Genomic DNA, 25,815 nt, shown 5'->3' on the forward strand with positions numbered 1-25,815 from the left:
CCGGAGCTCAGCCGACTGCGGCCTTGAGAGGGACGGAGGGGTCGGCGGCGCGGGCCGGATCCAGCGTCGCACCTGCCTCGATGAGCTTGCGGCCCTGCGCCAGATCGCGCGGTCGGCCGACGGCCAGGAGGGCGACGAGCACCCCTTCGCGCAGCCAGCAGACCGTCCACGCGGCGCCCGACGGGTCGCCCCGCCACAGCAGCCGGTCGGCGCCGCCGTGGTGGCCGACGTACTGCACGAACCTGCCGAACTGCTCGGACCAGAAGTACGGCACCGGGTCGTACGGCCGCACCGCCTCGCCGACGATGTCCGCGGCCACCGTGCGCGGCCCCTGGAGCGCGTTGTCCCAGTGGTGGATGAGCAGCCGCTCGCCGTACCGGCCCGAGGGGAAGGAGGCGCAGTCGCCGACGGCGTAGACGTCGGGCAGCGAGGTGCGCAGCCGGTCGTCGGCCGTGACCGCGCCCTCCGCCCCGCGCTCGATGCCGGTGTTCGCCAGCCAGTCGGTGGTGGGCCGGGCACCGATGCCGACGACGACCGCGTCGGCCGGGAGGCGGCGGCCGTCCGCCAGGACGACGGCGCCGGGCTCGACGGCCGCCACGCGCGCGTGGGTGAGCAGTTCGGCGCCGCTCTCCGCGTACCAGCCGGCCATCGGCTCGGTGACCTCGGCGGGCAGCGCGCCCGCGAGCGGGCGTTCGGCGGCTTCGACGACGGTGACCGCGCAGCCCGCCTCGCGCGCGGCCGTGGCGAACTCGGCCCCGATCCAGCCCGCGCCGACGACCACGACGCGGCGCTGGGCGCCCAGGACCGCGCGCAGCCGCCCGGCGTCGTCGAGGGTGCGCAGCAAGTGGACGTCCGGCAGGTCCTCGATGCCGGGCAGGGTGATCGGCTCCGCGCCGGAGGCGATCACCAGCGCGTCGTACCGGACGGGCCCGGACGCGGTGTCGATCTCGTGCTCACGCGCGCGTACGTCCGTGACCCTCTCCCCCAGGCGCAGCTCGACGCCGAGCCCCTCGAAGTCCACCTCGAAGGCCGAGCCCTCGGCCTTGCCGAGCAGCACCGCCTTGGAGAGCGGGGGCCGGTCGTACGGCTGGTGGGGCTCGGCTCCGATGAGGGTGATCCGGCCCGGGAAGCCCTGTTCGCGCAGGGCCACCGCGGTCTGGACCCCGGCCATGCCCGCGCCGACGACCACCACGTGCCGCTGTTCCGCATGCGTCTGCTGTTCGCTCACCCGATCACCATAAGCATCTGACGATTCGTCAGGTAGCCCGGCCCGGACGCTCCCTACTGCCGATGGGCCGCTGGGGTTAGTCTGGCCGACGTACCGCCCGTACCCCCGGAGCCCCGGCCCCGGGACGCGCGGCGGGACGACAACCATCTCGCGGGAGCCCGGACGCACCGGGCTGAGAGGGAGGCTGCGGCGGCCTCCGACCGTACGAACCTGATCCGGGTCATGCCGGCGAAGGGAGGGGCTGGACGCCCATGCATTCATCCCGAAAAGGGGCAGTTCCCCACGGGTCGGACGTGCTGGTGATCGGCGGCGGCATCATCGGCCTCGTCACGGCCTGGCGGGCGGCGCAGCGGGGCCTGCGCACCGCGCTCGCCGACCCCGCGCCCGGCGGCGGCGCCGCCCAGGTCGCGGCGGGGATGCTCGCCGCCGTCACCGAGCTCCACTACGGCGAGGAGACCCTGCTCGGCCTCAACCTCGCCTCCGCCCACCGCTACCCGGACTTCGTGGCCGAGCTGGAGGAGGCGAGCGGTCTCGGCACCGGCTACCGCGCGTGCGGCACCCTGGCGGTGGCCCTGGACGCCGACGACCGCGCCCATCTGCGCGAGCTGCACGCGCTCCAGCAGCGCTCGGGGCTGGACTCGCAGTGGCTGACCGGGCGCGAGTGCCGCCGCCTCGAACCGATGCTGGCGCCCGGCGTGCGCGGCGGTCTGCGGGTCGACGGTGACCACCAGATCGACCCGCGCCGCCTCGCCAAGGCCCTGCTGGCGGCCTGCGAGCGGGCCGGGGTGGTGTTCCACCACGGCTGGGCCGACAGGCTCCTGGTGGTACGCGAGCGGGCCGCGGGCGCCGTCCTGGCCGACGGCACCGAGCTCGCCGCCGACCAGGTCGTCCTCGCGGGCGGCAGCCTCAGCGGCCGGCTCGCCGGGGTCCCGGAGGAGCTGCGGCCGCCGGTGCGCCCGGTCAAGGGCCAGGTGCTGCGGCTGACCGTGCCGCCCGCGTACGCGCCGTTCCTGTCCCGCACGGTCCGCGCGGTGGTCCGCGGCAGCCATGTCTACCTGGTGCCGCGCGCGGACGGCGAGCTCGTCGTCGGCGCCACCAGCGAGGAGCTGGGCTGGGACACCACGGTCACCGCGGGCGGCGTCTACGAGCTGCTGCGCGACGCGCACGAGCTGGTGCCCGGCATCACCGAACTGCCGCTCACCGAGACCCGCGCCGGGCTGCGCCCCGGCTCCCCCGACAACGCGCCGCTGCTCGGCCCCACCGCCCTGCCCGGCCTGCACCTGGCCACCGGCCACTACCGCAACGGGGTGCTGCTCACCCCCGTCACGGGCGACGCGCTGGCGCACGCGCTGGCCACCGGCGAACTGCCTGCCGAGGCGCGCCCCTTCACCCCCCGCCGTTTCACCTCCGCCCCGGCGGAGTCCGTACCGCAGGAGCTGACCGTATGACCGTCTCCTTGACGACCGTCTCCGTCAACGGCGAGGCGCGCGACCTCGCCGCGGGCACCACCCTCGACGTCCTCGTCGCCACCCTGACGCCCGCGCCCGCCGGGGTCGCCGCCGCCGTCAACGAGACGGTGGTGCCGCGCGGCGAGTGGGCCGCGACCACGCTCGGCGACGGCGACCGCGTCGAGGTCCTGACCGCCGTCCAGGGAGGCTGAGCCATGGCCGACGACCTGTTCACCCTCGGCGGTACGACCTTCACCTCGCGGCTGATCATGGGCACCGGCGGGGCGCCGAGCCTCGACGTCCTTGAGCGCTCGCTCGCCGCCTCCGGCACGGAGCTCACCACCGTCGCGATGCGCCGCCTCGACCCGACGGTGCAGGGCTCGGTCCTGTCCGTCCTGGAGAAGCTCAACATCAGCGTGCTGCCGAACACGGCGGGCTGCTTCACCGCCGGGGAGGCGGTGCTGACCGCCCGCCTCGCGCGCGAGGCGCTCGGCACGGACTGGGTCAAGCTGGAGGTGGTCGCCGACGAGCGGACCCTGCTGCCCGATCCGATCGAGCTGCTGGACGCGGCAGAAGTGCTGGTCGACGACGGTTTCACGGTGCTGCCGTACACCAACGACGACCCGGTGCTCGCCCGGAAGCTGGAGGACGTGGGATGCGCGGCGATCATGCCGCTCGGCTCCCCCATCGGCTCCGGGCTCGGCATCCGCAACCCGCACAACTTCGAGCTGATCGTGGACCGCGCCACCGTCCCGGTCGTCCTGGACGCGGGCGCGGGCACCGCCTCCGACGCGGCGCTCGCGATGGAGCTGGGGTGCTCGGCGGTGATGCTCGCGTCCGCCGTCACGCGGGCGCAGGAGCCGGTGCTGATGGCGGAGGCGATGCGGTACGCGGTGGAGGCCGGGCGCCTCGCGTACCGGGCCGGGCGGATCCCCCGCCGCCACTTCGCCGAGGCGTCGTCGCCGGTGGAGGGGCGCGCCGCGCTGGACCCGGAACGCCCGGCGTTCTGATCGGCGCGGGGGGCTCCGCCGGGAGGTGGGTCACCTGCGGGCCGGTGGGGGCTGGTCGCGCAGTTCCCCGCGCCCCTGGAAGCCGGGCGTGCGCCTTGGTCTGCGGACCGTGCCGGGCTGCTCGCGCGGTTCCCCGCGCCCCTAAGTGCCTAGGGGCGCGGGGAACCGCGCGAGAAGCGGGCACGGTCCGCACCCGAAAACAGCGCAGAACCGGCCCACCGCCACCGCGTCGCGTCACAGCTCGGCTTCAGTACCGCCCCCGGATCCCCCGGGGCGCCGGCCCTGTCCGTGGCCGCTCGTAGACTCTGCTGCGTGGATACGACCCTTCAGGACCCCCTCGTCGGGCAGGTGCTCGACGGCCGCTACCGCGTCGAGGCGCGCATCGCCGTCGGCGGTATGGCCACGGTCTACCGGGCCGTCGACACCCGGCTCGACCGGGTACTCGCCCTCAAGGTGATGCACCCGGCGCTCGCCGCCGACGGCTCCTTCGTGGAGCGGTTCATCCGCGAGGCCAAGTCCGTCGCCCGGCTCGCCCACCCCAATGTGGTCGGCATGTTCGACCAGGGCACCGACGGCGCGTACGTCTATCTGGCGATGGAGTACGTGGCGGGCTGCACCCTGCGCGACGTGCTGCGCGAGCGCGGCGCCCTGCAGCCCCGGGCCGCGCTCGACATCCTGGAGCCGGTCCTGGCCGCCCTCGGTGCCGCCCACCGCGCCGGTTTCGTCCACCGGGACATGAAGCCGGAGAACGTGCTGATAGGGGACGACGGCCGGGTCAAGGTCGCCGACTTCGGCCTGGTCCGGGCGGTGGACGCGGTCACCAGCACCACCGGCAGCGTCCTCGGCACCGTCTCCTACCTCGCCCCCGAGCAGATCGAGCAGGGCACCGCCGACACCCGGGCGGACGTCTACGCGTGCGGCGTCGTGCTCTACGAGATGCTCACCGGCGCCAAGCCGCACTCCGGAGAGAACGCCGCCCAGATCCTCTACGCCCACCTCCACGAGGGCGTCCCCGCGCCCTCCGCCGCCGTGCCCGGCCTCGCCGTCGAGCTGGACGAGCTGGTGGCGTCGGCCACCGCCCGCACCCCCGACGCGCGGCCGTACGACGCGGTGGGCCTGCTCGCCCAGGCCCGCGAGGCCCGTGCCGCGCTCGGCGACGAGCAGCTGGACGCGATGCCCCCGCAGGCGGTGCCCGCGGCCGGCACCTCCGGCTCCGAGGACCGTACGAGCGTCATACCGCGCGCGGTGGCGACCCCGGCCCGGGGCACCGCGCCCACGGCGGGCGCCGCCCCGCTCCCGGCCGAGCAGGAGACGTTCCACCGCACCAGCCGGCTGACCATGCCGCCGCCCGGCCCGGCGCCCGCACGCGCGCGTGGCGGGCGGCCCCGCTTCGTCCTGAACGGGCGGCGCGGCCTGATCGCCGCCGTCGTCGCCGTCCTGCTGGTCCTGGGCGTCGGCGCCGGGGTCTGGTACATCAACTCCGGCCAGTTCACGCACGTCCCCGCCGTCATCGGGCAGAGCGAGAGCGCCGCCAAGAAGCGGCTTGAGGACGCGGGTCTGTCGGTCAAGAAGGTCGACCGCCGCTACAGCGACACCGTCAAGCGCGGCACGGTGATCCAGACGGACCCGGAGACGGGCGCGCGCGTGCGCGGCAACGCCTCGGTGACCGTCGTGGTCTCGCGCGGCCCCGAGATGGTCAAGGTCCCCGACGTCGGCGGCAAGTCGCTGGACGACGCCAAGAAGGCGCTGGCCGCCGCCGGGCTCACACCGGGCGCGGTCACCGAGGAGTTCAACGAGGACACCGACCAGGGCTCGGTCATCAGCACCGCCCCGGCCGCCGGCGCCCCGCGCCGCGCGGACACCGCGGTCGCCCTCGTCGTCAGCAAGGGCGCCCCGGTCGAGGTCCCCGGAGTCGTCGGGGACTCGGTGGAGGACGCCACCTCGGCCCTGAAGGACGCGGGCCTGGAGGTCCGGATCGCGCCCGAGCAGGTCAACTCGCCGCAGGAGGCGGGCAGCATCGCCGCCCAGTCCGCGGCCGAGAGCTCCAGCCTCGCCAAGGGCGACACGGTCACCCTCACCGTCTCCAAGGGCCCGCGGATGGTCACCGTGCCCAAGGTGACCGGCGAGAAGACCGACGACGCCAGGAAGGACCTGGAGAAGGCCGGCTTCAAGGTGAAGGTCGACCACGGCTTCCCGTTCCTCAGTGACGAGATCGCCAGCCAGTCCGTCGAGGCCGGCTCCCAGGCGCCGGAAGGCTCCACCATCACCATCAAGACCAAGGGACTCTGAACCACCCCATGCGCAACCCCATCGGCGGCCACGTTCCCGTGGCCGGCGGCCTCGCCACGACCGGTCTCACCTACGCGCGCGACCTCGGCGCCGAGACCGTCCAGGTCTTCGTCGCCAACCCGCGCGGCTGGGCCACGCCCGTCGGCAACCCGGCCCAGGACGAGAAGTTCCGTGCGGAGTGCGCCGCCGAGGGCATCTCCGCGTACGTCCACGCCCCGTATCTGATCAACTTCGGCTCGCACACCGAGGCGACCGTCGAGAAGTCCGTGGAGTCGCTGCGGCACTCGCTGCGCCGGGGCCGCGAGATCGGCGCGCTCGGGGTGGTCGTGCACACCGGCTCGGCGACCGGCGGCAGACCGCGCGCCGAGGCGCTGGCGCAGGTACGGGAGCGGCTGCTGCCGCTCCTCGACGAGCTGACGCACGACGACGACCCGTTCCTGCTCCTGGAGTCGACGGCCGGGCAGGGGTTCTCGCTGTGCTCGCGGACCTGGGACTTCGGCCCGTACTTCGAGGCCCTCGACGCCCACCCCAAGCTCGGCGTCTGTCTGGACACCTGCCACATCCACGCGGCCGGGCACGACCTGGCCGGGCCCGGCGGTGCGGCGCAGACCCTGGATCTGCTGGTGGAGACCGTCGGTGAGGGGCGCCTCAAGCTGATCCACGCCAATGACTCCAAGGAGGGAGTGGGCTCGCACCTGGACCGGCACGTGAACATCGGCGCCGGTCACATAGGTGCGGAGCCGTTCCGCGAGCTGCTGGCGCACCCGGCGACCGAGGGCGTAGCGGTGATCATCGAGACGCCCGGCGGAAAGGAGGGGCAGGCGGCGGACGTCGCGCTGCTGAAGTCCCTGCGGCCCTGATCTTCCCTCTTGAGGAATACCCCCGGGGGGTATACCGTTCTTGTCATCGACAGGAACGGTCATCCGGCGTTGGGGGAAGTCATGCAGCACGAGGCGCACACGCACACCGAGCACGGCCACCACGAGCACGGCGCGCACGAGGGTCACGCAGGCCACGGCGAGCACGCGGGGCACGGCAGCCACACCGGCCACGAGGGGCATGCCGACCACAGCAGCCAGACCGGCCACGCTGACCACCAGAGCCACCAGGCCCACGGCGACGCTCACGCCCACCACGCGCACCACGGCCACGGCGGCGGCAAGGTCAGCTGGTCGATGGCCGCCCAGGCCACCCTCCACTGCCTCACCGGGTGCGCCATCGGCGAGGTCCTCGGGATGATCGTGGGCACCGCGCTCGGCTGGGGCAACATGCCGACGATGGTGCTGGCCATCGTCCTGGCCTTCTTCTTCGGCTACTCGCTCACCCTGCGCGGCATCACCCGGGCCGGTGTCGACTTCCGCACCGCCTTCAAGGTCGCCCTCGCCGCCGACACCCTCTCGATCGCGGTCATGGAGCTGATCGACAACGGGGTGATCGTGCTCTGGCCGGCCGCCATGGACGCGACGCTCTCGGACGTGCTGTTCTGGGGCTCGCTGGCGGCCTCGCTGGCTCTCGCCTTCGTGATCACCACACCCGTCAACAAGTGGATGATCGGGCGCGGCAAGGGCCACGCGGTGGTGCACCAGTACCACCACTGACCACAGCACGGCGGGCACCCGCACGCACCAGGACTCAAAGACAGGCTCTCAGAGCTCGGGGCCGTCCCCGGGCTCTTCCTGGTACGAGTAGCGCTGCTCCCGCCAGGGGTCGCCGACGTTGTGGTAGCCCCGCTCCTCCCAGAATCCCCGCCGGTCCGCCGTCATGTACTCGATGCCGCGGACCCACTTCGGGCCCTTCCAGGCGTACAGATGCGGGACCACGAGCCGTACCGGGAAGCCGTGCTCGGCGGTGAGGAGCTCACCGCCCTTGTGGGTGGCGAAGACCGTGCGGTCGGAGAGGAAGTCCTCCAGCCGCAGGTTGGAGCTGAAGCCGTACTCGGCCCAGACCATCACATGCGTGGCATCGGGGGCGGGGGGCGCGAGTTCGGCGACCGTACGTGCGAGGACTCCGCCCCATTCGGCCCCCAGCATCGAGAACTTCGTGACACAGTGAAGATCCGCGACGACGGTGGCGAAGGGCAGGGCCGTGAACTCCTCGTGGTTCCAGCAGTGCTTGTCGCCGTCGGCGGTCGCCCCGAACACCCGGAACTCCCACCGCTCCGGCTTGAACCTGGGCACGGGGCCGTAGTGGGTGACCGGCCAGCCGCGCTGGAGCCGCTGCCCCGGGGGAAGCTCCGACTGCGCTGCTTCCCGTTGCTCCGGGCGTTCCGGCTGACCCATGCCTCCATGGTGACAGACGGCGAGGGGTGGTCATGACCAGCAGCGCCCCGATTCGGGCAACTCCTACTAAGCGTGCACTTACTGGACGCTCCTCGCACGCGGTGCGAGGATGCGCGCGAATCTGCCCCTCACCCGTGTGGAAGGAGCCTCTGCGATGCAGGGCGACCCCGAGGTCATCGAGTTCCTGAACGAGCAGCTGACCGCCGAGCTGACCGCGATCAACCAGTACTTCCTGCACGCGAAGATGCAGGAGAACTTCGGCTGGACGAAGCTCGCCAAGTACACGCGTCACGAGTCGTTCGACGAGATGAAGCACGCGGAGGTGCTGACCGACCGGATCCTGTTCCTGGACGGGCTGCCCAACTACCAGCGGCTCTTCCACGTCCGGATCGGGCAGACGGTCAAGGAGATGTTCGAGGCGGACCGGCAGGTGGAGGTCGAGGCGATCGACCGCCTCAAGCGCGGCATCGAGGTCATGCGGGCCAAGGGCGACATCACCTCGGCGAACATCTTCGAGTCGATCCTGGCCGACGAGGAGCACCACATCGACTACCTCGACACCCAGCTCGAACTGGTCGAGAAGCTCGGCGAGGCGCTCTACATCGCGCAGCTCATCGAGCAGCCGGAGGGCTAGACCGCTAGGCGGCTAGGCGGCTTCCGCCAGCTCCTGGTCGGTGGCCAGCACCGCGCTGACCTCGCCCTTCTCCAGCAGTTCCCGGCGGGGGCAGGCGCCGCGTCCGAGCAGCCCCTGGATGGTGCGCACACAGGAGCCGCAGTCCGTGCCCGCCTTGGTGGCCGAGGCGATCTGACGCGGGGTGCAGGCACCGGCGGCCGCGTGCTGCTCGACCTGCTTGTCGGTGATGCCGAAGCAAGAGCAGACGTACACGCGGTTCACCTCCCTGACAGGAACGGTCCGACAGCCATCCCCTATTCGGTGAGGCTTACCTAACCGTACCCAATGTCGGGGTGCACGAAAAGCCCTGGATACGCACGTGGGGCGCGGATCACAGATCCGCGCCCCACGTCTCGTAGGAAGCTACTTACTGGTCGCGGTACATCTCCGCCACCAGGAAGGCCAGGTCCAGGGACTGGCTGCGGTTGAGGCGGGGGTCGCAGGCTGTCTCGTAGCGCTGGTGCAGATCGTCGACGAAGATCTCGTCGCCGCCGCCCACGCACTCGGTGACGTCGTCACCGGTGAGCTCGACGTGGATGCCGCCCGGGTGGGTGCCCAGGCCCTTGTGGACCTCGAAGAAGCCCTTGACCTCGTCGAGCACGTCGTCGAAGCGGCGCGTCTTGTGGCCGGAGGCCGCCTCGAAGGTGTTGCCGTGCATCGGGTCGGTGACCCAGGCGACGACCGCGCCGGAGGCGGTGACCTTCTCGACGAGCTCGGGCAGCTTGTCGCGGACCTTGTCGGCGCCCATCCGGACGATGAAGGTCAGCCGGCCCGGCTCGCGGTCCGGGTCGAGCCGGTCCACGTAGCTGAGCGCCTCGTCGACCGTGGTCGTGGGGCCGAGCTTGATCCCGATCGGGTTGCTGATCCGGGCGGCGAACTCGATGTGCGCGTGGTCGAGCTGCCGGGTGCGCTCGCCGACCCAGACCATGTGGCCGGAGGTGTCGTAGAGCCTGCCGGTGCGCGAGTCGGTACGGGTCAGCGCCGACTCGTAGTCGAGCAGCAGCGCCTCGTGCGAGGCGTAGAACTCGACGGCCTTGAACTCGGCCGGGTCGGTGCCGCACGCCTTCATGAAGTTCAGCGCGTTGTCGATCTCGCGGGCCAGCTGCTCGTAGCGCTGGCCGGACGGGGACGTCTTCACGAAGTCCTGGTTCCAGGCGTGCACCTGGCGCAGATCGGCGTAGCCGCCGGTGGTGAAGGCGCGGACCAGGTTGAGCGTGGAGGCGGAGGCGTTGTACATCCGCTTCAGGCGCTCGGGGTCCGGGATCCGGGCGGCCTCGGTGAAGTCGAAGCCGTTGACGGAGTCGCCGCGGTAGGTCGGCAGGGTCACGCCGTCGCGGGTCTCGGTGCCCTTGGAGCGCGGCTTCGAGTACTGCCCGGCGATCCGGCCGACCTTGACGACGGGCACGGACGCCGCGTACGTCAGCACGGCGCTCATCTGGAGCAGGGTCTTGAGCTTGGCCCGGATGTGATCTGCCGACACGGCGTCGAACGCCTCGGCGCAGTCGCCGCCCTGGAGCAGGAACGCCTCGCCCTTGGCGACGGCCCCCATCCGGGCGCGCAGCTGGTCGCACTCGCCCGCGAAGACGAGCGGCGGATACGACTCGAGGTCCGCGATCACATCGCGCAGAGCCTCGGCATCGGGGTACTCGGGCTGCTGCGCCGCGGGAAGGTCACGCCAGGTGTTTACGTTCACGGTCACCCCCACAACCTTACGGGGTCCGCCAAGCCGTCCACTCGCATGACCACCTTATGAGACACGCGGACGACCGCCCGGTGACCGGAGCCGATCGGCTGCCTGTTAACCTCTGCCCGTTTCGGAAGTGCTTCAGAAATCAACAGAGCGATGCAGGGGTGGGCGTTGAAGCGGAGTCACCGCAGAGACCGCAAGAAGAAGCTGATCGCTTACGGAGTGAGCACGGCGGTCGTCGCCGGTGCGGCGATCACCGGCCTGGCGGTGGCCTCACCCGGCCCCGCCACGGCGAACACCAAGCCGGCCGGTCCGGGCAGCGCGCTGCAGGCGGGGGTGCCGGCGCGGCGCGCGCGCTTCGTCCTGAACGGGCGGCGCGGCCTGATCGCCGCCGTCGTCGCCGTCCTGCTGGTCCTGGGCGTCGGCGCCGGGGTCTGGTACATCAACTCCGGCCAGTTCACGCACGTCCCCGCCGTCATCGGGCAGAGCGAGAGCGCCGCCAAGAAGCGGCTTGAGGACGCGGGTCTGTCGGTCAAGAAGGTCGACCGCCGCTACAGCGACACCGTCAAGCGCGGCACGGTGATCCAGACGGACCCGGAGACGGGCGCGCGCGTGCGCGGCAACGCCTCGGTGACCGTCGTGGTCTCGCGCGGCCCCGAGATGGTCAAGGTCCCCGACGTCGGCGGCAAGTCGCTGGACGACGCCAAGAAGGCGCTGGCCGCCGCCGGGCTCACACCGGGCGCGGTCACCGAGGAGTTCAACGAGGACACCGACCAGGGCTCGGTCATCAGCACCGCCCCGGCCGCCGGCGCCCCGCGCCGCGCGGACACCGCGGTCGCCCTCGTCGTCAGCAAGGGCGCCCCGGTCGAGGTCCCCGGAGTCGTCGGGGACTCGGTGGAGGACGCCACCTCGGCCCTGAAGGACGCGGGCCTGGAGGTCCGGATCGCGCCCGAGCAGGTCAACTCGCCGCAGGAGGCGGGCAGCATCGCCGCCCAGTCCGCGGCCGAGAGCTCCAGCCTCGCCAAGGGCGACACGGTCACCCTCACCGTCTCCAAGGGCCCGCGGATGGTCACCGTGCCCAAGGTGACCGGCGAGAAGACCGACGACGCCAGGAAGGACCTGGAGAAGGCCGGCTTCAAGGTGAAGGTCGACCACGGCTTCCCGTTCCTCAGTGACGAGATCGCCAGCCAGTCCGTCGAGGCCGGCTCCCAGGCGCCGGAAGGCTCCACCATCACCATCAAGACCAAGGGACTCTGAACCACCCCATGCGCAACCCCATCGGCGGCCACGTTCCCGTGGCCGGCGGCCTCGCCACGACCGGTCTCACCTACGCGCGCGACCTCGGCGCCGAGACCGTCCAGGTCTTCGTCGCCAACCCGCGCGGCTGGGCCACGCCCGTCGGCAACCCGGCCCAGGACGAGAAGTTCCGTGCGGAGTGCGCCGCCGAGGGCATCTCCGCGTACGTCCACGCCCCGTATCTGATCAACTTCGGCTCGCACACCGAGGCGACCGTCGAGAAGTCCGTGGAGTCGCTGCGGCACTCGCTGCGCCGGGGCCGCGAGATCGGCGCGCTCGGGGTGGTCGTGCACACCGGCTCGGCGACCGGCGGCAGACCGCGCGCCGAGGCGCTGGCGCAGGTACGGGAGCGGCTGCTGCCGCTCCTCGACGAGCTGACGCACGACGACGACCCGTTCCTGCTCCTGGAGTCGACGGCCGGGCAGGGGTTCTCGCTGTGCTCGCGGACCTGGGACTTCGGCCCGTACTTCGAGGCCCTCGACGCCCACCCCAAGCTCGGCGTCTGTCTGGACACCTGCCACATCCACGCGGCCGGGCACGACCTGGCCGGGCCCGGCGGTGCGGCGCAGACCCTGGATCTGCTGGTGGAGACCGTCGGTGAGGGGCGCCTCAAGCTGATCCACGCCAATGACTCCAAGGAGGGAGTGGGCTCGCACCTGGACCGGCACGTGAACATCGGCGCCGGTCACATAGGTGCGGAGCCGTTCCGCGAGCTGCTGGCGCACCCGGCGACCGAGGGCGTAGCGGTGATCATCGAGACGCCCGGCGGAAAGGAGGGGCAGGCGGCGGACGTCGCGCTGCTGAAGTCCCTGCGGCCCTGATCTTCCCTCTTGAGGAATACCCCCGGGGGGTATACCGTTCTTGTCATCGACAGGAACGGTCATCCGGCGTTGGGGGAAGTCATGCAGCACGAGGCGCACACGCACACCGAGCACGGCCACCACGAGCACGGCGCGCACGAGGGTCACGCAGGCCACGGCGAGCACGCGGGGCACGGCAGCCACACCGGCCACGAGGGGCATGCCGACCACAGCAGCCAGACCGGCCACGCTGACCACCAGAGCCACCAGGCCCACGGCGACGCTCACGCCCACCACGCGCACCACGGCCACGGCGGCGGCAAGGTCAGCTGGTCGATGGCCGCCCAGGCCACCCTCCACTGCCTCACCGGGTGCGCCATCGGCGAGGTCCTCGGGATGATCGTGGGCACCGCGCTCGGCTGGGGCAACATGCCGACGATGGTGCTGGCCATCGTCCTGGCCTTCTTCTTCGGCTACTCGCTCACCCTGCGCGGCATCACCCGGGCCGGTGTCGACTTCCGCACCGCCTTCAAGGTCGCCCTCGCCGCCGACACCCTCTCGATCGCGGTCATGGAGCTGATCGACAACGGGGTGATCGTGCTCTGGCCGGCCGCCATGGACGCGACGCTCTCGGACGTGCTGTTCTGGGGCTCGCTGGCGGCCTCGCTGGCTCTCGCCTTCGTGATCACCACACCCGTCAACAAGTGGATGATCGGGCGCGGCAAGGGCCACGCGGTGGTGCACCAGTACCACCACTGACCACAGCACGGCGGGCACCCGCACGCACCAGGACTCAAAGACAGGCTCTCAGAGCTCGGGGCCGTCCCCGGGCTCTTCCTGGTACGAGTAGCGCTGCTCCCGCCAGGGGTCGCCGACGTTGTGGTAGCCCCGCTCCTCCCAGAATCCCCGCCGGTCCGCCGTCATGTACTCGATGCCGCGGACCCACTTCGGGCCCTTCCAGGCGTACAGATGCGGGACCACGAGCCGTACCGGGAAGCCGTGCTCGGCGGTGAGGAGCTCACCGCCCTTGTGGGTGGCGAAGACCGTGCGGTCGGAGAGGAAGTCCTCCAGCCGCAGGTTGGAGCTGAAGCCGTACTCGGCCCAGACCATCACATGCGTGGCATCGGGGGCGGGGGGCGCGAGTTCGGCGACCGTACGTGCGAGGACTCCGCCCCATTCGGCCCCCAGCATCGAGAACTTCGTGACACAGTGAAGATCCGCGACGACGGTGGCGAAGGGCAGGGCCGTGAACTCCTCGTGGTTCCAGCAGTGCTTGTCGCCGTCGGCGGTCGCCCCGAACACCCGGAACTCCCACCGCTCCGGCTTGAACCTGGGCACGGGGCCGTAGTGGGTGACCGGCCAGCCGCGCTGGAGCCGCTGCCCCGGGGGAAGCTCCGACTGCGCTGCTTCCCGTTGCTCCGGGCGTTCCGGCTGACCCATGCCTCCATGGTGACAGACGGCGAGGGGTGGTCATGACCAGCAGCGCCCCGATTCGGGCAACTCCTACTAAGCGTGCACTTACTGGACGCTCCTCGCACGCGGTGCGAGGATGCGCGCGAATCTGCCCCTCACCCGTGTGGAAGGAGCCTCTGCGATGCAGGGCGACCCCGAGGTCATCGAGTTCCTGAACGAGCAGCTGACCGCCGAGCTGACCGCGATCAACCAGTACTTCCTGCACGCGAAGATGCAGGAGAACTTCGGCTGGACGAAGCTCGCCAAGTACACGCGTCACGAGTCGTTCGACGAGATGAAGCACGCGGAGGTGCTGACCGACCGGATCCTGTTCCTGGACGGGCTGCCCAACTACCAGCGGCTCTTCCACGTCCGGATCGGGCAGACGGTCAAGGAGATGTTCGAGGCGGACCGGCAGGTGGAGGTCGAGGCGATCGACCGCCTCAAGCGCGGCATCGAGGTCATGCGGGCCAAGGGCGACATCACCTCGGCGAACATCTTCGAGTCGATCCTGGCCGACGAGGAGCACCACATCGACTACCTCGACACCCAGCTCGAACTGGTCGAGAAGCTCGGCGAGGCGCTCTACATCGCGCAGCTCATCGAGCAGCCGGAGGGCTAGACCGCTAGGCGGCTAGGCGGCTTCCGCCAGCTCCTGGTCGGTGGCCAGCACCGCGCTGACCTCGCCCTTCTCCAGCAGTTCCCGGCGGGGGCAGGCGCCGCGTCCGAGCAGCCCCTGGATGGTGCGCACACAGGAGCCGCAGTCCGTGCCCGCCTTGGTGGCCGAGGCGATCTGACGCGGGGTGCAGGCACCGGCGGCCGCGTGCTGCTCGACCTGCTTGTCGGTGATGCCGAAGCAAGAGCAGACGTACACGCGGTTCACCTCCCTGACAGGAACGGTCCGACAGCCATCCCCTATTCGGTGAGGCTTACCTAACCGTACCCAATGTCGGGGTGCACGAAAAGCCCTGGATACGCACGTGGGGCGCGGATCACAGATCCGCGCCCCACGTCTCGTAGGAAGCTACTTACTGGTCGCGGTACATCTCCGCCACCAGGAAGGCCAGGTCCAGGGACTGGCTGCGGTTGAGGCGGGGGTCGCAGGCTGTCTCGTAGCGCTGGTGCAGATCGTCGACGAAGATCTCGTCGCCGCCGCCCACGCACTCGGTGACGTCGTCACCGGTGAGCTCGACGTGGATGCCGCCCGGGTGGGTGCCCAGGCCCTTGTGGACCTCGAAGAAGCCCTTGACCTCGTCGAGCACGTCGTCGAAGCGGCGCGTCTTGTGGCCGGAGGCCGCCTCGAAGGTGTTGCCGTGCATCGGGTCGGTGACCCAGGCGACGACCGCGCCGGAGGCGGTGACCTTCTCGACGAGCTCGGGCAGCTTGTCGCGGACCTTGTCGGCGCCCATCCGGACGATGAAGGTCAGCCGGCCCGGCTCGCGGTCCGGGTCGAGCCGGTCCACGTAGCTGAGCGCCTCGTCGACCGTGGTCGTGGGGCCGAGCTTGATCCCGATCGGGTTGCTGATCCGGGCGGCGAACTCGATGTGCGCGTGGTCGAGCTGCCGGGTGCGCTCGCCGACCCAGACCATGTGGCCGGAGGTGTCGTAGAGCCTGCCGGTGCGCGAGTCGGTACGGGTCAGCGCCGACTCGTAGTCGAGCAGCAGCGCCTCGTGCGAGGCGTAGAACTCGACGGCCTTGAACTCGGCCGGGTCGGTGCCGCACGCCTTCATGAAGTTCAGCGCGTTGTCGATCTCGCGGGCCAGCTGCTCGTAGCGCTGGCCGGACGGGGACGTCTTCACGAAGTCCTGGTTCCAGGCGTGCACCTGGCGCAGATCGGCGTAGCCGCCGGTGGTGAAGGCGCGGACCAGGTTGAGCGTGGAGGCGGAGGCGTTGTACATCCGCTTCAGGCGCTCGGGGTCCGGGATCCGGGCGGCCTCGGTGAAGTCGAAGCCGTTGACGGAGTCGCCGCGGTAGGTCGGCAGGGTCACGCCGTCGCGGGTCTCGGTGCCCTTGGAGCGCGGCTTCGAGTACTGCCCGGCGATCCGGCCGACCTTGACGACGGGCACGGACGCCGCGTACGTCAGCACGGCGCTCATCTGGAGCAGGGTCTTGAGCTTGGCCCGGATGTGATCTGCCGACACGGCGTCGAACGCCTCGGCGCAGTCGCCGCCCTGGAGCAGGAACGCCTCGCCCTTGGCGACGGCCCCCATCCGGGCGCGCAGCTGGTCGCACTCGCCCGCGAAGACGAGCGGCGGATACGACTCGAGGTCCGCGATCACATCGCGCAGAGCCTCGGCATCGGGGTACTCGGGCTGCTGCGCCGCGGGAAGGTCACGCCAGGTGTTTACGTTCACGGTCACCCCCACAACCTTACGGGGTCCGCCAAGCCGTCCACTCGCATGACCACCTTATGAGACACGCGGACGACCGCCCGGTGACCGGAGCCGATCGGCTGCCTGTTAACCTCTGCCCGTTTCGGAAGTGCTTCAGAAATCAACAGAGCGATGCAGGGGTGGGCGTTGAAGCGGAGTCACCGCAGAGACCGCAAGAAGAAGCTGATCGCTTACGGAGTGAGCACGGCGGTCGTCGCCGGTGCGGCGATCACCGGCCTGGCGGTGGCCTCGCCCCGTCCCTCAGCCGAAGAACACCCCCACCTCCGCGTACAGCTCCGGGTCCACCGTCTTCAGCCGCGCCGTCGCCTCCGCGATCGGCACCCGGACGATGTCCGTGCCCCGCAGCGCCACCATCTTGCCGAAGTCGCCGTCCCGTACCGCCTCGATCGCGTGCAGACCGAAGCGCGTGGCCAGCCAGCGGTCGAAGGCGCTGGGGGTGCCACCGCGCTGGACGTGGCCCAGGACCGTGGTCCTGGCCTCCTTGCCCGTGCGCTTCTCGATCTCCTTGGCCAGCCACTCCCCCACGCCCGACAGCCGCACATGGCCGAAGGAGTCGAGCGTCTGGTCCTTCAGGACCATGTCGCCGTCCTTCGGCATGGCGCCCTCGGCGACCACCACGATCGGTGCGTACGACGCCTTGAAGCGGGAGGTGATCCAGCCGCAGACCTGGTCGACGTCGAAGCGCTGCTCGGGGATGAGGATGACGTTGGCGCCGCCCGCCAGACCCGAGTGGAGCGCGATCCAGCCCGCGTGGCGGCCCATCACCTCGACGACCAGGACCCGCATGTGCGACTCGGCCGTGGTGTGGAGGCGGTCGATGGCCTCCGTCGCGATACCGACGGCCGTGTCGAAGCCGAAGGTGTAGTCCGTGGCGGAGAGGTCGTTGTCGATGGTCTTCGGCACGCCGACGCACTTCACGCCGTACTCGTCGCTGAGCCGGGCCGCGACCCCCAGGGTGTCCTCGCCGCCGATCGCGATCATCGCGTCGACCTCGTGCTTGGCGAGGTTCTCCTTGATGCGGCGCACCCCGTCCTCGGCCTTGAGCGGGTTGGTGCGCGAGGAGCCGAGGATGGTGCCGCCGCGGGGCAGGATGCCGCGCACGGTGGGGATGTCCAGCTTGACGGTGTCCCCCTCCAGCGGGCCGCGCCAGCCGTCCTTGAACCCGGTGAAGTCAAAGCCGTACTCCTGCACGCCCTTGCGGACGACGCCCCGGATGACGGCGTTGAGCCCGGGGCAGTCACCGCCTCCGGTCAGTACTCCGACCCGCATGGAATTGTCCCTTCGCCGTGACGGACACATCGAAGCCCTCGAAGGCCTCCACGGGTCACGCTAAGGGTGACGCAGGTCACCCCGGGATGGGGCGAAAGGTCAATTCCTTGAATTCAAGGGGCTGTTGACGGGTGGTCATTCACTCGTACGAGCGGAGCACGGCCATGCGCGGGGGGCTCACACCTCGTCGAGGCCCTGCTCTATCGCGTACCTCACCAGCTCCACGCGGTTGTGGAGCTGGAGCTTGCCCAGGGTGTTCTGGACGTGGTTCTGGACGGTCCGGTGCGAGATCACCAGACGCTCGGCGATCTGCTTGTACGACAGGCCCTTGGCGACCAGGCGCAGCACCTCGGTCTCGCGCTCGGTGAGCTGCGGGGCCTTCGGCTCGTCGGCGGCGGCGGGCGCGGGGTCCGAGGCCAGCCGGCGGTACTCACCGAGGACGAGGCCGGCCAGACCCGGGGTGAACACCGGGTCGCCGGCCGCCGTGCGCCGCACCGCGTCGGTGAGCTCCTCGGTGCTCGCCGACTTCAGCAGATAGCCGGTGGCCCCGGACTTCACCGCCTCCAGGACGTCCGCGTGCTCGCCGGAGGCGGACAGCACCAGGACCCTGAGCGCCGGGTTGGCACCGACCAGTTCCTTGCACACCTGGACGCCCGGCATCCCGGGCAGATTGAGGTCCAGGACCAGCACGTCGGGGGTGACCGCCTGGGCGCGGCGGACCGCCTGCGGGCCGTCGCCCGCGGTGGCCACCACGTCGAACCCGGCGGCCGCCAGGTCGCGCGCCACCGCGTCGCGCCACATCGGGTGGTCGTCGACCACCATGACCTTCACCGTCTGCTGCTCACTCATGCCTTCGCCTTCCCCCGTGGAACCTTCAGTTCTACTTCTGTCCCCTGGCCCGGCACCGAGATCAGCTCGGCGGTGCCGCCCAGGTCCCGCAGCCGGCCGCGGATCGAGAGGGCGACGCCCATGCGCCCCTCCCCCTCGGCCTGTGCGAGCCGGCCCTCCGGGATGCCGGGACCGTCGTCCCGTACCGTCACGATCACTTCGTCCCCCCAGTCCTCCACCAGGATCCAGGCCTGGGCGGAGTCCCCCGCGTGTCTGCGGACATTGTCCAGCGCGGCACTGACAGCGGCCGCGAGCTCGCGTGCGGCCGGGGGCGCGAGCATCACCGGAGCGCCCGGTTCCGCGAGCGAGACCCGTGATCCGGCGTGCGGGGCGAGCAGGGTGCGCAGATCGACCTCGGCCCCTTCGGCCTCCGGCCGCCCGTCGTCGGCGTCGTATTCGACCGTCCGGACCAGGGCGCCGAGCGCCGGGTCCTCGGACGCGCGGGTGGTGGGCACCAGACCGCTGGAGACCAGGGTGCGCAGCGCGACCTCCTGCTCCCCGGCCATCCTGCCGAGCTCGGCCGCCTCGCCGCCGAGCGCGGTGCCGCGCCGCTGCACCATGGCGAGGACCTGGAGCACGCTGTCGTGGATGTCCCGGGCCAGCCGCTCCCGCTCCCGGGTCGCCGCCTCGATCTCCAGCGCGCGGGCGAGGGTCGCCTCGCTCGCGCGGGCGACCTCCACCACGTAACCGATGGCGATGGAGGCGACCCAGACGAGCAGGACGTTGTGGAGGGTGTCCCGGGTGGGGTTGCCGCGCTCGACCAGGTTGGCGGCGGCGACCAGCGAGGAGGCGAAGGCGGCCCAGCGCCAGCCGCCCTTGATCGCGAACGCGAGCACCGAGCCCGCCGCCCATATGGTCGGCAGGGTCGGGCCGTCCACCGACTGCGCGTCGGCGTCCGCCAGCGGGGTGAGCAGGATGCCGGTGAGGGCGATCGTCAGGTCCACGCCGAGGAACCGCTTGGTGCAGCTCGCCGCGTTCGCCACCCGGGGCAGCGTCGCCAGCGTCCACACCGCGAGCAGCGACAGGAAGACGACGCCCACCCAGGCGCGCTCGAAGTGGCGGTACTCCGACACGAAGATCAGTACCGCGTAGAGCATCGTGAGGACGCGGTACGCGGTGAGCGCGCGCCACAGCGGCAGCTCGACGGACATCCTGATGACGCGCTCGCGCTTCGCCATGCTCCCCAACCCCTGAACGAACGAAGCGGCCAGACCTACCGGAAGACCCTAGTCGCCGGGCTGCTCCGCCCGCTTGGCCTGCTCGGCCTCGCGGGCCCGCTCGGCCCGGTCGGCCGCCTTCTCCTCGTCGGCCCTGCGCTTGGCCTCGTCCGCGATCTGGCGCTTGGCCGCGGTCGCGTAGATGTCCACGTACTCCTGGCCGGAGAGCTTCATGATCTCGTACATGACCTCGTCGGTCACCGAGCGCAGGATGAAGCGGTCGCCCTCCATGCCGTGGTAGCGGCTGAAGTCGAGCGGCTTGCCGATGCGGATGCCCGGGCGCATCAGCTTGGGCATCACCTTGCCGGGCGGCTGGATCTTCTCGGTGTCGATCATCGCGACGGGGATCACCGGCGCACCGGTGGCGAGCGCCACGCGCGCGAGGCCGCCGGGCTTGCCCCGGTAGAGGCGGCCGTCGGGCGAGCGGGTGCCCTCCGGGTAGATCCCGAACAGCTCCCCGCGCTCCAGGACCTCGATGCCGCTCTTGATGGCCGCCTCGCCCGCGCCGCGCGCGCCCGAGCGGTCCACCGGGAGCTGGCCGACGCCCTTGAAGAAGGCGGCGGTGAGCTTGCCCTTCACACCGGGCGAGGTGAAGTACTCCGCCTTGGCGATGAACGTCACCTTGCGGTCGAGGACCGCCGGCAGGAAGAACGAGTCCGAGAAGGAGAGGTGGTTGCTGGCGAGGATCGCCGGCCCCTCGGCGGGAATGTTTTCGAGGCCTCCACCCAGGGCCTGAAGGCAAGCTTCAGCGACCCGCCGATGGAGAACTTCATAGCGCCGTAGATCAACTCGGATGCCTTCCCTATGTCTGTCGAACAGACCTTAACCCGTGTGGGACCCGGCCTCCCGCGCGCGGGCCGGTGACGGCTCTGGTCGGTGTCAGTCCGGTCGCGTACCGTGAAGTACGACTCCCCCGCCCCTGCTCATGAACAGGAGATCCCGGTGCCCGTCCTCCCTGGAGCCGAGCCGTTCCGCCACGAGGGCGGAGAGGTCGGCGTCCTCCTCTGTCACGGCTTCACCGGTTCCCCGCAGTCGCTGCGCCCCTGGGCCGACTTCCTGGCCGAGCGCGGCCTCACCGTCGAGCTGCCGCTGCTGCCCGGACACGGCACCCGCTGGCAGGACATGCAGCTCACCGGCTGGCAGGACTGGTACGCGGAAGTGGACCGTGCGCTGCGCGACCTGCGGGAGCGGTGCGGCCAGGTCTTCGTCTTCGGGCTCTCCATGGGCGGCGCGCTGGCGCTGCGCCTCGCGGCCAGGCACGGGGACGCGGTCAGCGGCGTCGTGGTGGTCAACCCGGGCAACAAGGTGCACGGCCTCGCGGCGCACGCGCTGCCGGTCGTACGGCACTTCGTGCGCTCCACCAAGGGGATCGCCAGCGACATCGCCAAGGAGGGCTCGGTGGAGGTGGGGTACGACAGGGTGCCGCTGCACTCGGCGCACGCCCTGCGCAACCTCTTCCGGCTCGTCGACCGCGAGCTGCCGCAGGTCACCCAGCCGATGCTGCTGCTGCACAGCCCGCAGGACCATGTGGTGCCGCCGGCCGACTCGGCACGGATCCTCAGCCGGGTCTCGTCCACGGACGTCACCGAGATCCTCCTGGAACAGAGCTACCACGTGGCGACGTTGGACCACGATGCGGAGCGGATCTTCGAGGAGAGTTACGCGTTCATCGGCCGCCTCGCTCCGAGCGTCGGGAAGAAGGGGAGCACGACCGGTGGCTGAGCACGACGCGGACCGCGAGCCGCAGCCGATCGACGAGGAGGCTGCGTGGGCGGCGATCGTGGCGGGGTACGGCGACGAGCCGTCCGACCCGCCGGGCAGCAAGCCGTTCAAGTCGGTGGAGGACCTGGCGCTGCTTGAGGGCGAGCGCAACGGCGCGCCCGAGGCGCCGGCGGCCCCGGAGCCGCCCGAGCCCGAGCCCAAGCCGCTGGGCAGCTCGGTGGTCTTCGCGCCCGGTGTGGGCGGGCCGCGCGACTTCAAGGTGGCGGAGCCGTCCGACGACGACCTGGACGACACCGACGAGGGCCACTTCGTCCCGCCGGAGCCGCCGCCGCTGCCGGAGTCGGACGTCACGGCGAAGTTCGCCTGGCTCGCGGTGATCGGCGGCCCGCTGCTGATGCTGCTCGCGGCGGTGCTCCAGTGGGAGTTCACCTGGTGGCTCACCACGCTGGGCGTGGGCGGCTTCATCGGGGGCTTCGCCACCCTGGTCGCCCGGATGAAGCCGGACGACGAGGACGAGGACGACCCGGGGCGGGGCGCGGTCGTCTGACCGCGGGCCCGGTCCCGGGGCGGCCGGAAAGGTGACGAGGAGCCCTAGACCGGGACCCGCAGGGCCGCCAGGACCGGCAGATGGTCCGTGGCCGCCCTGAGGTCGGCCCCGCTCACCCCGGCCAGCCCCGCTGTGGGGACCCCGCACCCCAGCACCTCCACCCCCTCGGTCGCGAAGATCGCGTCGATGCGCTGATGCGGGTCGGCCGGGGTCGAGGTGTGCTCGGTGCCCCAGGGGCGTACCGCCCAGCAGTCCTGGAGGCCGTCCGCCAGGCGGCGGAACGCGCGGCCGTCGGGGCGGTCGTTGAGGTCGCCGCCCGCGATCGCGTGGGACACGTCCAGCGCCGCGAGGTGGTCGAGCAGCAGCCCCGCCTGAGTGTGGCGCTCGTCCGCCTGGAGGCTCAGATGGCAGCTCAGGACGCCCAGCCGGGCGCCCCCGACCCGTACCACCGCCGACGCGAAGCCGCGCCGGTGCAGACCGGGCGTGAGCGGGAGCAGGACGTCCTCGGTGCGCTCGACCGTCGCCCGCAGCGAGCACAGCAGCAGCGGCCCCGCGGCCGTGGCGCCGCCGCTGAGGACCACGAGGTCGCTCGCCGCCGCGAGCCGTGCCGCGGCCTTGCGCCAGCGGAAGAAGCGCGGCGCCTCCTGGATCAGCACGAGGTCGGGGTCGCAGGCGCGGATGACCCGGGCCAGCGCCGCGTTGTCGTCGCGCATCGAGCGGATGTTGTAGCTGAGGACGCGGATCACGGCCGAGCCGTTCTCCGTACGGGACTCGGGAAGATCGGTGAGCGGCATGGGGCACAACATAGAGCAGCGCCCGCCGCGTCCGTGAGGGACGCGGCGGGCGCTCAACTGCCGTGCGGCCGTGCGGAACCCGGGGCTCAGCCCTGGCGGGCCAGGTCCGCCGCGCCGACGAGACCGGCCTTGTTGCCGAGCTGGGCGGCGAGCACCTGCGCGTGCGGCCGCCACTGGCCGCCGATCAGCCAGCGCCGGAACGACTTGCGGATGGGGTCGAGGACCAGCTCGCCCTCGTCCGAGACGCCGCCGCCGACGATGAACGCCGAGGGGTCGAAGAGCGAGGCCAGGTCGGCCAGGCCCGCGCCCGCCCAGCGGGCCAGCTCGCGGAAGGAGTCCACCGCGACCAGGTCGCCCTGGCGGGCGGCCGCACTGATGTGCTTGCCCTCGATGCCCTCGATGGTGCCGTCGCCGAGGCCGAGGAGGATCTCCGCGTTCTCGGGGGTCGCGTTGGCGCGCTGGCGGGCGTACCGCACGAGCGCGCGCCCCGAGGCGTACTGCTCCCAGCAGCCCTGGCTGCCGCAGCCGCACAGCAGCCCGTCGGGCACCACGCGGATGTGGCCGAACTCGGCGGCCACGCCGAAGCGTCCGCGGCGCAGCTTGTTGCCGATGATGATGCCGCCGCCCAGGCCCGTGCCGAGGGTGATGCAGATGACGTCCTCGTGGCCCTGGCCCGCGCCGAACCGGTACTCGCCCCAGGCCGCCGCGTTGGCGTCGTTCTCGACGACCACGGGCAGCCCGACCCGCTGCTCGACCTTGTCCTTCAGCGGCTCGTGGCGCCAGTGGATGTTGGGTGCGAAGAGCACGGTGGCGCGCTTGTCGTCGACGTATCCGGCCGCGCCGATGCCGACGGCGTCGATGTCGGTCCCCTTGCCGGCCCCTTCGACCGCGGCGCAGATCGCGTCCACGATGGCGTCAGCGGTCGGCGGCGTGGGCACGGTGTGCGTCTCGAGGATGTGGCCCTCCTCGTCGACCACTCCCGCCGCGATCTTGGTGCCGCCGATGTCGACGCCGATGGTGAGTCCCATTAAGTCCCTCAGTTTTCGGTCGAGCCCCGCTAAGGCCAACCGTACCCGAGGGCGGGCACCCGTCAGTCAGTCCAGGTCGATGTGCTCGGTCGGGCCCGCGCCCGCCCCGCCGTCGTCCTTCTTGGGCCCGCCCGAGGAGCCGCCCGGGGCCGTGCCCGCGCCCGTGCCGGAGGACTCGCCCGCCGTCCAGCGGCGCTCGGCGCCCTCGACCGCCGAGCGGTAGGCGGCGAGCAGCTCGCCGCCGGCGGCGGCGAGGTGGTCGAAGACGTCCGGGTTGCGCTCGATGACCGGCTCGACCACGGCCTTGGCCTGGCCGATCAACTGCTGAACGGCGCTCTGCGCGGCCATGCCGGGCAGCGAGGACTGGAGCGAGGCGACCTTGTCGGCGACGGCGTCGACCAGCTTGCGCAGCTCCTCGGCGGCCGAGCCGGGCGGCGGGCCGTAGGCGGCGCGGCGGCGCGCCTTCTCCGCGGCGAGGTCCTCGGCGCACGCGTCGGCCCAGGCATCCGCGTCGGGGGCGGGCTGCTCGGTGGCTTCGCTCATGGCGGACTCCAGCTGCTGAGGAGAGGGTTCTGTTCTCTCGACGTTACCCGAATGGGGGTACGGCGTTCAGCGCGTCCGGGGCCACAGATCCGGGTCGGGGGTGAACCGGATCCTCAGCACGCCGTCGGTGAGCCCGGCGCCGGAGACCGTGCAGCGCCGCAGCGCCGAGGGCAGGCCGGCGATCCGGCGGAACGGGCCGACGGTGAGCAGGAGTTCGTCGCCCCGGCGCACCAGGCCGAGCTCGTCCTTGCGGGCGCCGGGCAGCGGCAGGTGCCACACCAGGACGCCGTCGTCGGCCAGCCGGTCCTCGACGTGCCAGGCGGGACGGGCGGCAGCGCCGTCCTCGGACTCGGACCACAGGCCGATCTCGCCGGTCGGCCCGTCGATCAGCTCGTCGAGCTCGTCGATGCCCCGCGGGTCGCGGCCCAGGTGCGGGACCTCGTGCAGCGGTACGCCCTCGAACTCCTCGGCCAGCTCCTTGAGCGCGCACTGCTGGTGCCCGGAGAGCGCGGAGAGGAAACGGTCCGCCGACGCGGTGGGCAGCACCCGGTTGACGATCACCGCGTCCAGGGGCAGCTCGTGCAGGGCGAGGCCGAGGCGGGCGGTGCGCAGGGCGGCGACGGCGGCCCCGCCCGGCTCGGCGACCAGCCGTACCGTCGTCGACGGGTCCTCCACCACGGCCTCGACGGCGGCGAGTTCGGCGTCCCAGCGGGCGGCCGTCTCGTACAGCCACTGCGCGGGCATCGGGACCCCGGCGAGCTGGGCGAGGACCGGGCGCAGCGAGCGCGCGGCCTGGCGCTCGGGCGGCAGCAGCCTGCGCAGATAGCGGCGCAGCTGCCCGGGCAGGGCGAGGGCGGCGATGCTCTGGTGGACCGGCGGCATGTCGACGACGACCAGGTCGTACGCGCCCGCCGCCGCCTCGCGCAGGGCCTTGAGCAGGGCGAGCTGTTCGGCGCCGGGCAGCTCGGTCAGCTCCTCGCCGTCGAGGCGGCCGGCGCCCAGGAGCTCCAGGACGGCCCCGGCCCGGTCCTGGAGGGCGAGCAGTTCGGTACGGAAGTGGGCGCCGGAGTCGACGCGTACGACGTCGAGGCCCGCGACCTCCTCGCCGCCGAGCAGCCGGTCCAGCGGGTCCTCACGGTCGGCGCACAGGAGCAGGGCGCGCTCACCGCGCCGGGCGGCCGCGAGCGCGGTCGCGGTGGCGAGGGTGGTGCGGCCCGCGCCGCCGGGACCGGTGACGAGGACCGTACGCATG

27 protein-coding genes, 1 pseudogene and 1 riboswitch are annotated in these 25,815 nt (G+C 71.8%); of the genes and pseudogenes, 13 read left to right on the forward strand and 15 right to left on the reverse strand.

The annotated features are described in order from the left end of the window. Positions 1-7: 7 nt before the first annotated feature. On the reverse strand, positions 8-1,228 hold the full coding sequence (locus tag A8W25_RS08175) for an NAD(P)/FAD-dependent oxidoreductase (RefSeq protein ID WP_420708423.1): 1,221 nt from the start codon (positions 1,226-1,228) through the stop codon (positions 8-10). 140 nt (positions 1,229-1,368) lie between these two features. Then, positions 1,369-1,482: riboswitch (TPP riboswitch) on the forward strand. Here A8W25_RS08175 and thiO point away from each other — a divergent pair. From thiO to A8W25_RS08205, 6 genes are all read left to right on the forward strand, one after another. Next, a complete protein-coding gene (gene thiO / locus A8W25_RS08180) occupies positions 1,480-2,676 on the forward strand; it encodes a glycine oxidase ThiO (RefSeq protein ID WP_067158203.1) in 1,197 nt (398 codons plus the stop codon). Its footprint overlaps the riboswitch before it by 3 nt. Next, positions 2,673-2,888: a sulfur carrier protein ThiS gene (thiS, locus tag A8W25_RS08185; protein ID WP_067158206.1), complete on the forward strand. Its 216-nt coding sequence runs from the start codon at positions 2,673-2,675 to the stop codon at positions 2,886-2,888. Before thiO ends, thiS begins: the two co-directional genes overlap by 4 nt. A 3-nt stretch (positions 2,889-2,891) precedes the next feature. Further along, positions 2,892-3,686, forward strand: coding sequence for a thiazole synthase (locus tag A8W25_RS08190; RefSeq protein ID WP_067158210.1), 795 nt, complete (start codon positions 2,892-2,894; stop codon positions 3,684-3,686). A gap of 312 nt (positions 3,687-3,998) precedes the next feature. After that, positions 3,999-5,975 (forward strand): Stk1 family PASTA domain-containing Ser/Thr kinase, encoded by a 1,977-nt coding sequence (gene pknB / locus A8W25_RS08195; protein WP_199831701.1) that lies wholly within the window; start codon positions 3,999-4,001, stop codon positions 5,973-5,975. An 8-nt stretch (positions 5,976-5,983) separates the two neighbouring features. After that, complete coding sequence (locus tag A8W25_RS08200) at positions 5,984-6,835, forward strand: deoxyribonuclease IV (RefSeq protein ID WP_067158214.1); 852 nt, start codon at positions 5,984-5,986, stop codon at positions 6,833-6,835. A gap of 81 nt (positions 6,836-6,916) precedes the next feature. After that, positions 6,917-7,573, forward strand: a complete 657-nt coding sequence (locus A8W25_RS08205; protein WP_067158216.1) for a DUF4396 domain-containing protein — start codon at positions 6,917-6,919, stop codon at positions 7,571-7,573. Positions 7,574-7,621: 48 nt separating this feature from the next. Here the strand turns inward: A8W25_RS08205 and A8W25_RS08210 are convergent, their stop codons facing one another. Beyond that, positions 7,622-8,254, reverse strand: a complete 633-nt coding sequence (locus tag A8W25_RS08210) for a sulfite oxidase-like oxidoreductase (RefSeq protein WP_067158218.1) — start codon at positions 8,252-8,254, stop codon at positions 7,622-7,624. 154 nt (positions 8,255-8,408) lie between these two features. Between A8W25_RS08210 and bfr (A8W25_RS08215) the strand changes: the two genes are divergently transcribed. Then, positions 8,409-8,888, forward strand: coding sequence for a bacterioferritin (gene bfr / locus A8W25_RS08215; protein ID WP_067158220.1), 480 nt, complete (start codon positions 8,409-8,411; stop codon positions 8,886-8,888). Positions 8,889-8,900: 12 nt separating this feature from the next. Here bfr (A8W25_RS08215) and A8W25_RS08220 read toward each other — a convergent pair whose 3' ends face one another. Beyond that, on the reverse strand, positions 8,901-9,149 hold the full coding sequence (locus A8W25_RS08220) for a (2Fe-2S)-binding protein (RefSeq protein ID WP_067158222.1): 249 nt from the start codon (positions 9,147-9,149) through the stop codon (positions 8,901-8,903). Between the two features lie 145 nt (positions 9,150-9,294). Next, on the reverse strand, positions 9,295-10,632 hold the full coding sequence (locus tag A8W25_RS08225; protein ID WP_067158224.1) for a class II 3-deoxy-7-phosphoheptulonate synthase: 1,338 nt from the start codon (positions 10,630-10,632) through the stop codon (positions 9,295-9,297). Positions 10,633-10,785: 153 nt separating this feature from the next. On the opposite strand from A8W25_RS08225, the gene A8W25_RS08230 reads away from it, so the two are divergent. The 3 genes from A8W25_RS08230 to A8W25_RS08240 all read left to right on the forward strand — a co-directional run bounded on the left by A8W25_RS08230 (position 10,786) and on the right by A8W25_RS08240 (position 13,469). Beyond that, on the forward strand, positions 10,786-11,871 hold the full coding sequence (locus A8W25_RS08230) for a PASTA domain-containing protein (RefSeq protein ID WP_420708424.1): 1,086 nt from the start codon (positions 10,786-10,788) through the stop codon (positions 11,869-11,871). 8 nt (positions 11,872-11,879) lie between these two features. Beyond that, positions 11,880-12,731, forward strand: coding sequence for a deoxyribonuclease IV (locus A8W25_RS08235; RefSeq protein ID WP_067158214.1), 852 nt, complete (start codon positions 11,880-11,882; stop codon positions 12,729-12,731). An 81-nt stretch (positions 12,732-12,812) separates the two neighbouring features. Continuing rightward, complete coding sequence (locus tag A8W25_RS08240; RefSeq protein ID WP_067158216.1) at positions 12,813-13,469, forward strand: DUF4396 domain-containing protein; 657 nt, start codon at positions 12,813-12,815, stop codon at positions 13,467-13,469. A gap of 48 nt (positions 13,470-13,517) precedes the next feature. Here A8W25_RS08240 and A8W25_RS08245 read toward each other — a convergent pair whose 3' ends face one another. Further along, positions 13,518-14,150 carry a sulfite oxidase-like oxidoreductase gene (locus A8W25_RS08245; RefSeq protein WP_067158218.1) on the reverse strand — a complete coding sequence of 211 codons (633 nt, stop codon included), beginning with the start codon at positions 14,148-14,150 and terminating at the stop codon, positions 13,518-13,520. 154 nt (positions 14,151-14,304) lie between these two features. Between A8W25_RS08245 and bfr (A8W25_RS08250) the strand changes: the two genes are divergently transcribed. Continuing rightward, on the forward strand, positions 14,305-14,784 hold the full coding sequence (bfr, locus tag A8W25_RS08250) for a bacterioferritin (RefSeq protein ID WP_067158220.1): 480 nt from the start codon (positions 14,305-14,307) through the stop codon (positions 14,782-14,784). A 12-nt stretch (positions 14,785-14,796) separates the two neighbouring features. Here bfr (A8W25_RS08250) and A8W25_RS08255 read toward each other — a convergent pair whose 3' ends face one another. From A8W25_RS08255 to A8W25_RS08280, 6 genes and pseudogenes are all read right to left on the reverse strand, one after another. Then, complete coding sequence (locus tag A8W25_RS08255; protein WP_067158222.1) at positions 14,797-15,045, reverse strand: (2Fe-2S)-binding protein; 249 nt, start codon at positions 15,043-15,045, stop codon at positions 14,797-14,799. A gap of 145 nt (positions 15,046-15,190) precedes the next feature. Further along, positions 15,191-16,528 carry a class II 3-deoxy-7-phosphoheptulonate synthase gene (locus A8W25_RS08260; protein ID WP_067158224.1) on the reverse strand — a complete coding sequence of 446 codons (1,338 nt, stop codon included), beginning with the start codon at positions 16,526-16,528 and terminating at the stop codon, positions 15,191-15,193. A gap of 267 nt (positions 16,529-16,795) precedes the next feature. Beyond that, positions 16,796-17,824, reverse strand: a complete 1,029-nt coding sequence (locus A8W25_RS08265) for a 6-phosphofructokinase (RefSeq protein ID WP_067158227.1) — start codon at positions 17,822-17,824, stop codon at positions 16,796-16,798. 177 nt (positions 17,825-18,001) lie between these two features. Next, a complete protein-coding gene (locus A8W25_RS08270; protein WP_067158232.1) occupies positions 18,002-18,673 on the reverse strand; it encodes a response regulator in 672 nt (223 codons plus the stop codon). Continuing rightward, positions 18,670-19,890 (reverse strand): MacS family sensor histidine kinase, encoded by a 1,221-nt coding sequence (macS, locus tag A8W25_RS08275; protein WP_067158233.1) that lies wholly within the window; start codon positions 19,888-19,890, stop codon positions 18,670-18,672. The genes A8W25_RS08270 and macS overlap by 4 nt, the downstream gene beginning before the upstream one ends. Positions 19,891-19,938: 48 nt before the next feature. Further along, positions 19,939-20,702: pseudogene (locus tag A8W25_RS08280) on the reverse strand (1-acyl-sn-glycerol-3-phosphate acyltransferase). 169 nt (positions 20,703-20,871) lie between these two features. Between A8W25_RS08280 and A8W25_RS08285 the strand changes: the two are divergent. Together A8W25_RS08285 and A8W25_RS08290 are read left to right on the forward strand one after the other, a co-directional pair. Next, the gene (locus A8W25_RS08285) at positions 20,872-21,651 is read left to right on the forward strand and encodes an alpha/beta hydrolase (protein WP_067158234.1); all 780 of its coding nucleotides are present in this window, start codon (positions 20,872-20,874) and stop codon (positions 21,649-21,651) included. Beyond that, positions 21,644-22,198, forward strand: coding sequence for a hypothetical protein (locus A8W25_RS08290; protein WP_067158237.1), 555 nt, complete (start codon positions 21,644-21,646; stop codon positions 22,196-22,198). Before A8W25_RS08285 ends, A8W25_RS08290 begins: the two co-directional genes overlap by 8 nt. A 44-nt stretch (positions 22,199-22,242) precedes the next feature. Here the strand turns inward: A8W25_RS08290 and A8W25_RS08295 are convergent, their stop codons facing one another. From A8W25_RS08295 to A8W25_RS08310, 4 genes are all read right to left on the reverse strand, one after another. Next, complete coding sequence (locus A8W25_RS08295; RefSeq protein WP_067158239.1) at positions 22,243-22,992, reverse strand: endonuclease/exonuclease/phosphatase family protein; 750 nt, start codon at positions 22,990-22,992, stop codon at positions 22,243-22,245. A gap of 86 nt (positions 22,993-23,078) precedes the next feature. Next, positions 23,079-24,020 carry an ROK family glucokinase gene (locus A8W25_RS08300; protein ID WP_067158241.1) on the reverse strand — a complete coding sequence of 314 codons (942 nt, stop codon included), beginning with the start codon at positions 24,018-24,020 and terminating at the stop codon, positions 23,079-23,081. A 66-nt stretch (positions 24,021-24,086) separates the two neighbouring features. After that, the gene (locus A8W25_RS08305; protein WP_067158243.1) at positions 24,087-24,563 is read right to left on the reverse strand and encodes a DUF5304 family protein; all 477 of its coding nucleotides are present in this window, start codon (positions 24,561-24,563) and stop codon (positions 24,087-24,089) included. Between the two features lie 66 nt (positions 24,564-24,629). Further along, entirely contained in the window at positions 24,630-25,814 is a 1,185-nt protein-coding gene (locus A8W25_RS08310) for an ArsA family ATPase (RefSeq protein ID WP_067158245.1), read from the reverse strand. Position 25,815: the final 1 nt, after the last annotated feature.

The organism is Streptomyces sp. ERV7 (assembly GCF_001653515.1).
In the GTDB taxonomy this organism is placed as follows: domain Bacteria; phylum Actinomycetota; class Actinomycetes; order Streptomycetales; family Streptomycetaceae; genus Streptomyces.

Excerpts from the sequence above, each read along its gene's own strand:
- A8W25_RS08240 (WP_067158216.1), top strand. The coding sequence starts at position 12,813 with ATGCAGCACGAGGCGCACACGCACACCGAGCACGGCCACCACGAGCAC.
- A8W25_RS08305 (WP_067158243.1), bottom strand. The coding sequence starts at position 24,563 with ATGAGCGAAGCCACCGAGCAGCCCGCCCCCGACGCGGATGCCTGGGCC.
- A8W25_RS08295 (WP_067158239.1), bottom strand. The coding sequence starts at position 22,992 with ATGCCGCTCACCGATCTTCCCGAGTCCCGTACGGAGAACGGCTCGGCC.
- A8W25_RS08190 (WP_067158210.1), top strand. The coding sequence starts at position 2,892 with ATGGCCGACGACCTGTTCACCCTCGGCGGTACGACCTTCACCTCGCGG.
- A8W25_RS08265 (WP_067158227.1), bottom strand. The coding sequence starts at position 17,824 with ATGCGGGTCGGAGTACTGACCGGAGGCGGTGACTGCCCCGGGCTCAAC.
- thiS (WP_067158206.1), top strand. The coding sequence starts at position 2,673 with ATGACCGTCTCCTTGACGACCGTCTCCGTCAACGGCGAGGCGCGCGAC.
- A8W25_RS08300 (WP_067158241.1), bottom strand. The coding sequence starts at position 24,020 with ATGGGACTCACCATCGGCGTCGACATCGGCGGCACCAAGATCGCGGCG.
- bfr (WP_067158220.1), top strand. The coding sequence starts at position 8,409 with ATGCAGGGCGACCCCGAGGTCATCGAGTTCCTGAACGAGCAGCTGACC.
- A8W25_RS08235 (WP_067158214.1), top strand. The coding sequence starts at position 11,880 with ATGCGCAACCCCATCGGCGGCCACGTTCCCGTGGCCGGCGGCCTCGCC.
- A8W25_RS08310 (WP_067158245.1), bottom strand. The coding sequence starts at position 25,814 with ATGCGTACGGTCCTCGTCACCGGTCCCGGCGGCGCGGGCCGCACCACC.
- bfr (WP_067158220.1), top strand. The coding sequence starts at position 14,305 with ATGCAGGGCGACCCCGAGGTCATCGAGTTCCTGAACGAGCAGCTGACC.
- thiO (WP_067158203.1), top strand. The coding sequence starts at position 1,480 with ATGCATTCATCCCGAAAAGGGGCAGTTCCCCACGGGTCGGACGTGCTG.
- A8W25_RS08200 (WP_067158214.1), top strand. The coding sequence starts at position 5,984 with ATGCGCAACCCCATCGGCGGCCACGTTCCCGTGGCCGGCGGCCTCGCC.
- A8W25_RS08210 (WP_067158218.1), bottom strand. The coding sequence starts at position 8,254 with ATGGGTCAGCCGGAACGCCCGGAGCAACGGGAAGCAGCGCAGTCGGAG.
- macS (WP_067158233.1), bottom strand. The coding sequence starts at position 19,890 with ATGGCGAAGCGCGAGCGCGTCATCAGGATGTCCGTCGAGCTGCCGCTG.
- A8W25_RS08245 (WP_067158218.1), bottom strand. The coding sequence starts at position 14,150 with ATGGGTCAGCCGGAACGCCCGGAGCAACGGGAAGCAGCGCAGTCGGAG.
- A8W25_RS08270 (WP_067158232.1), bottom strand. The coding sequence starts at position 18,673 with ATGAGTGAGCAGCAGACGGTGAAGGTCATGGTGGTCGACGACCACCCG.
- A8W25_RS08205 (WP_067158216.1), top strand. The coding sequence starts at position 6,917 with ATGCAGCACGAGGCGCACACGCACACCGAGCACGGCCACCACGAGCAC.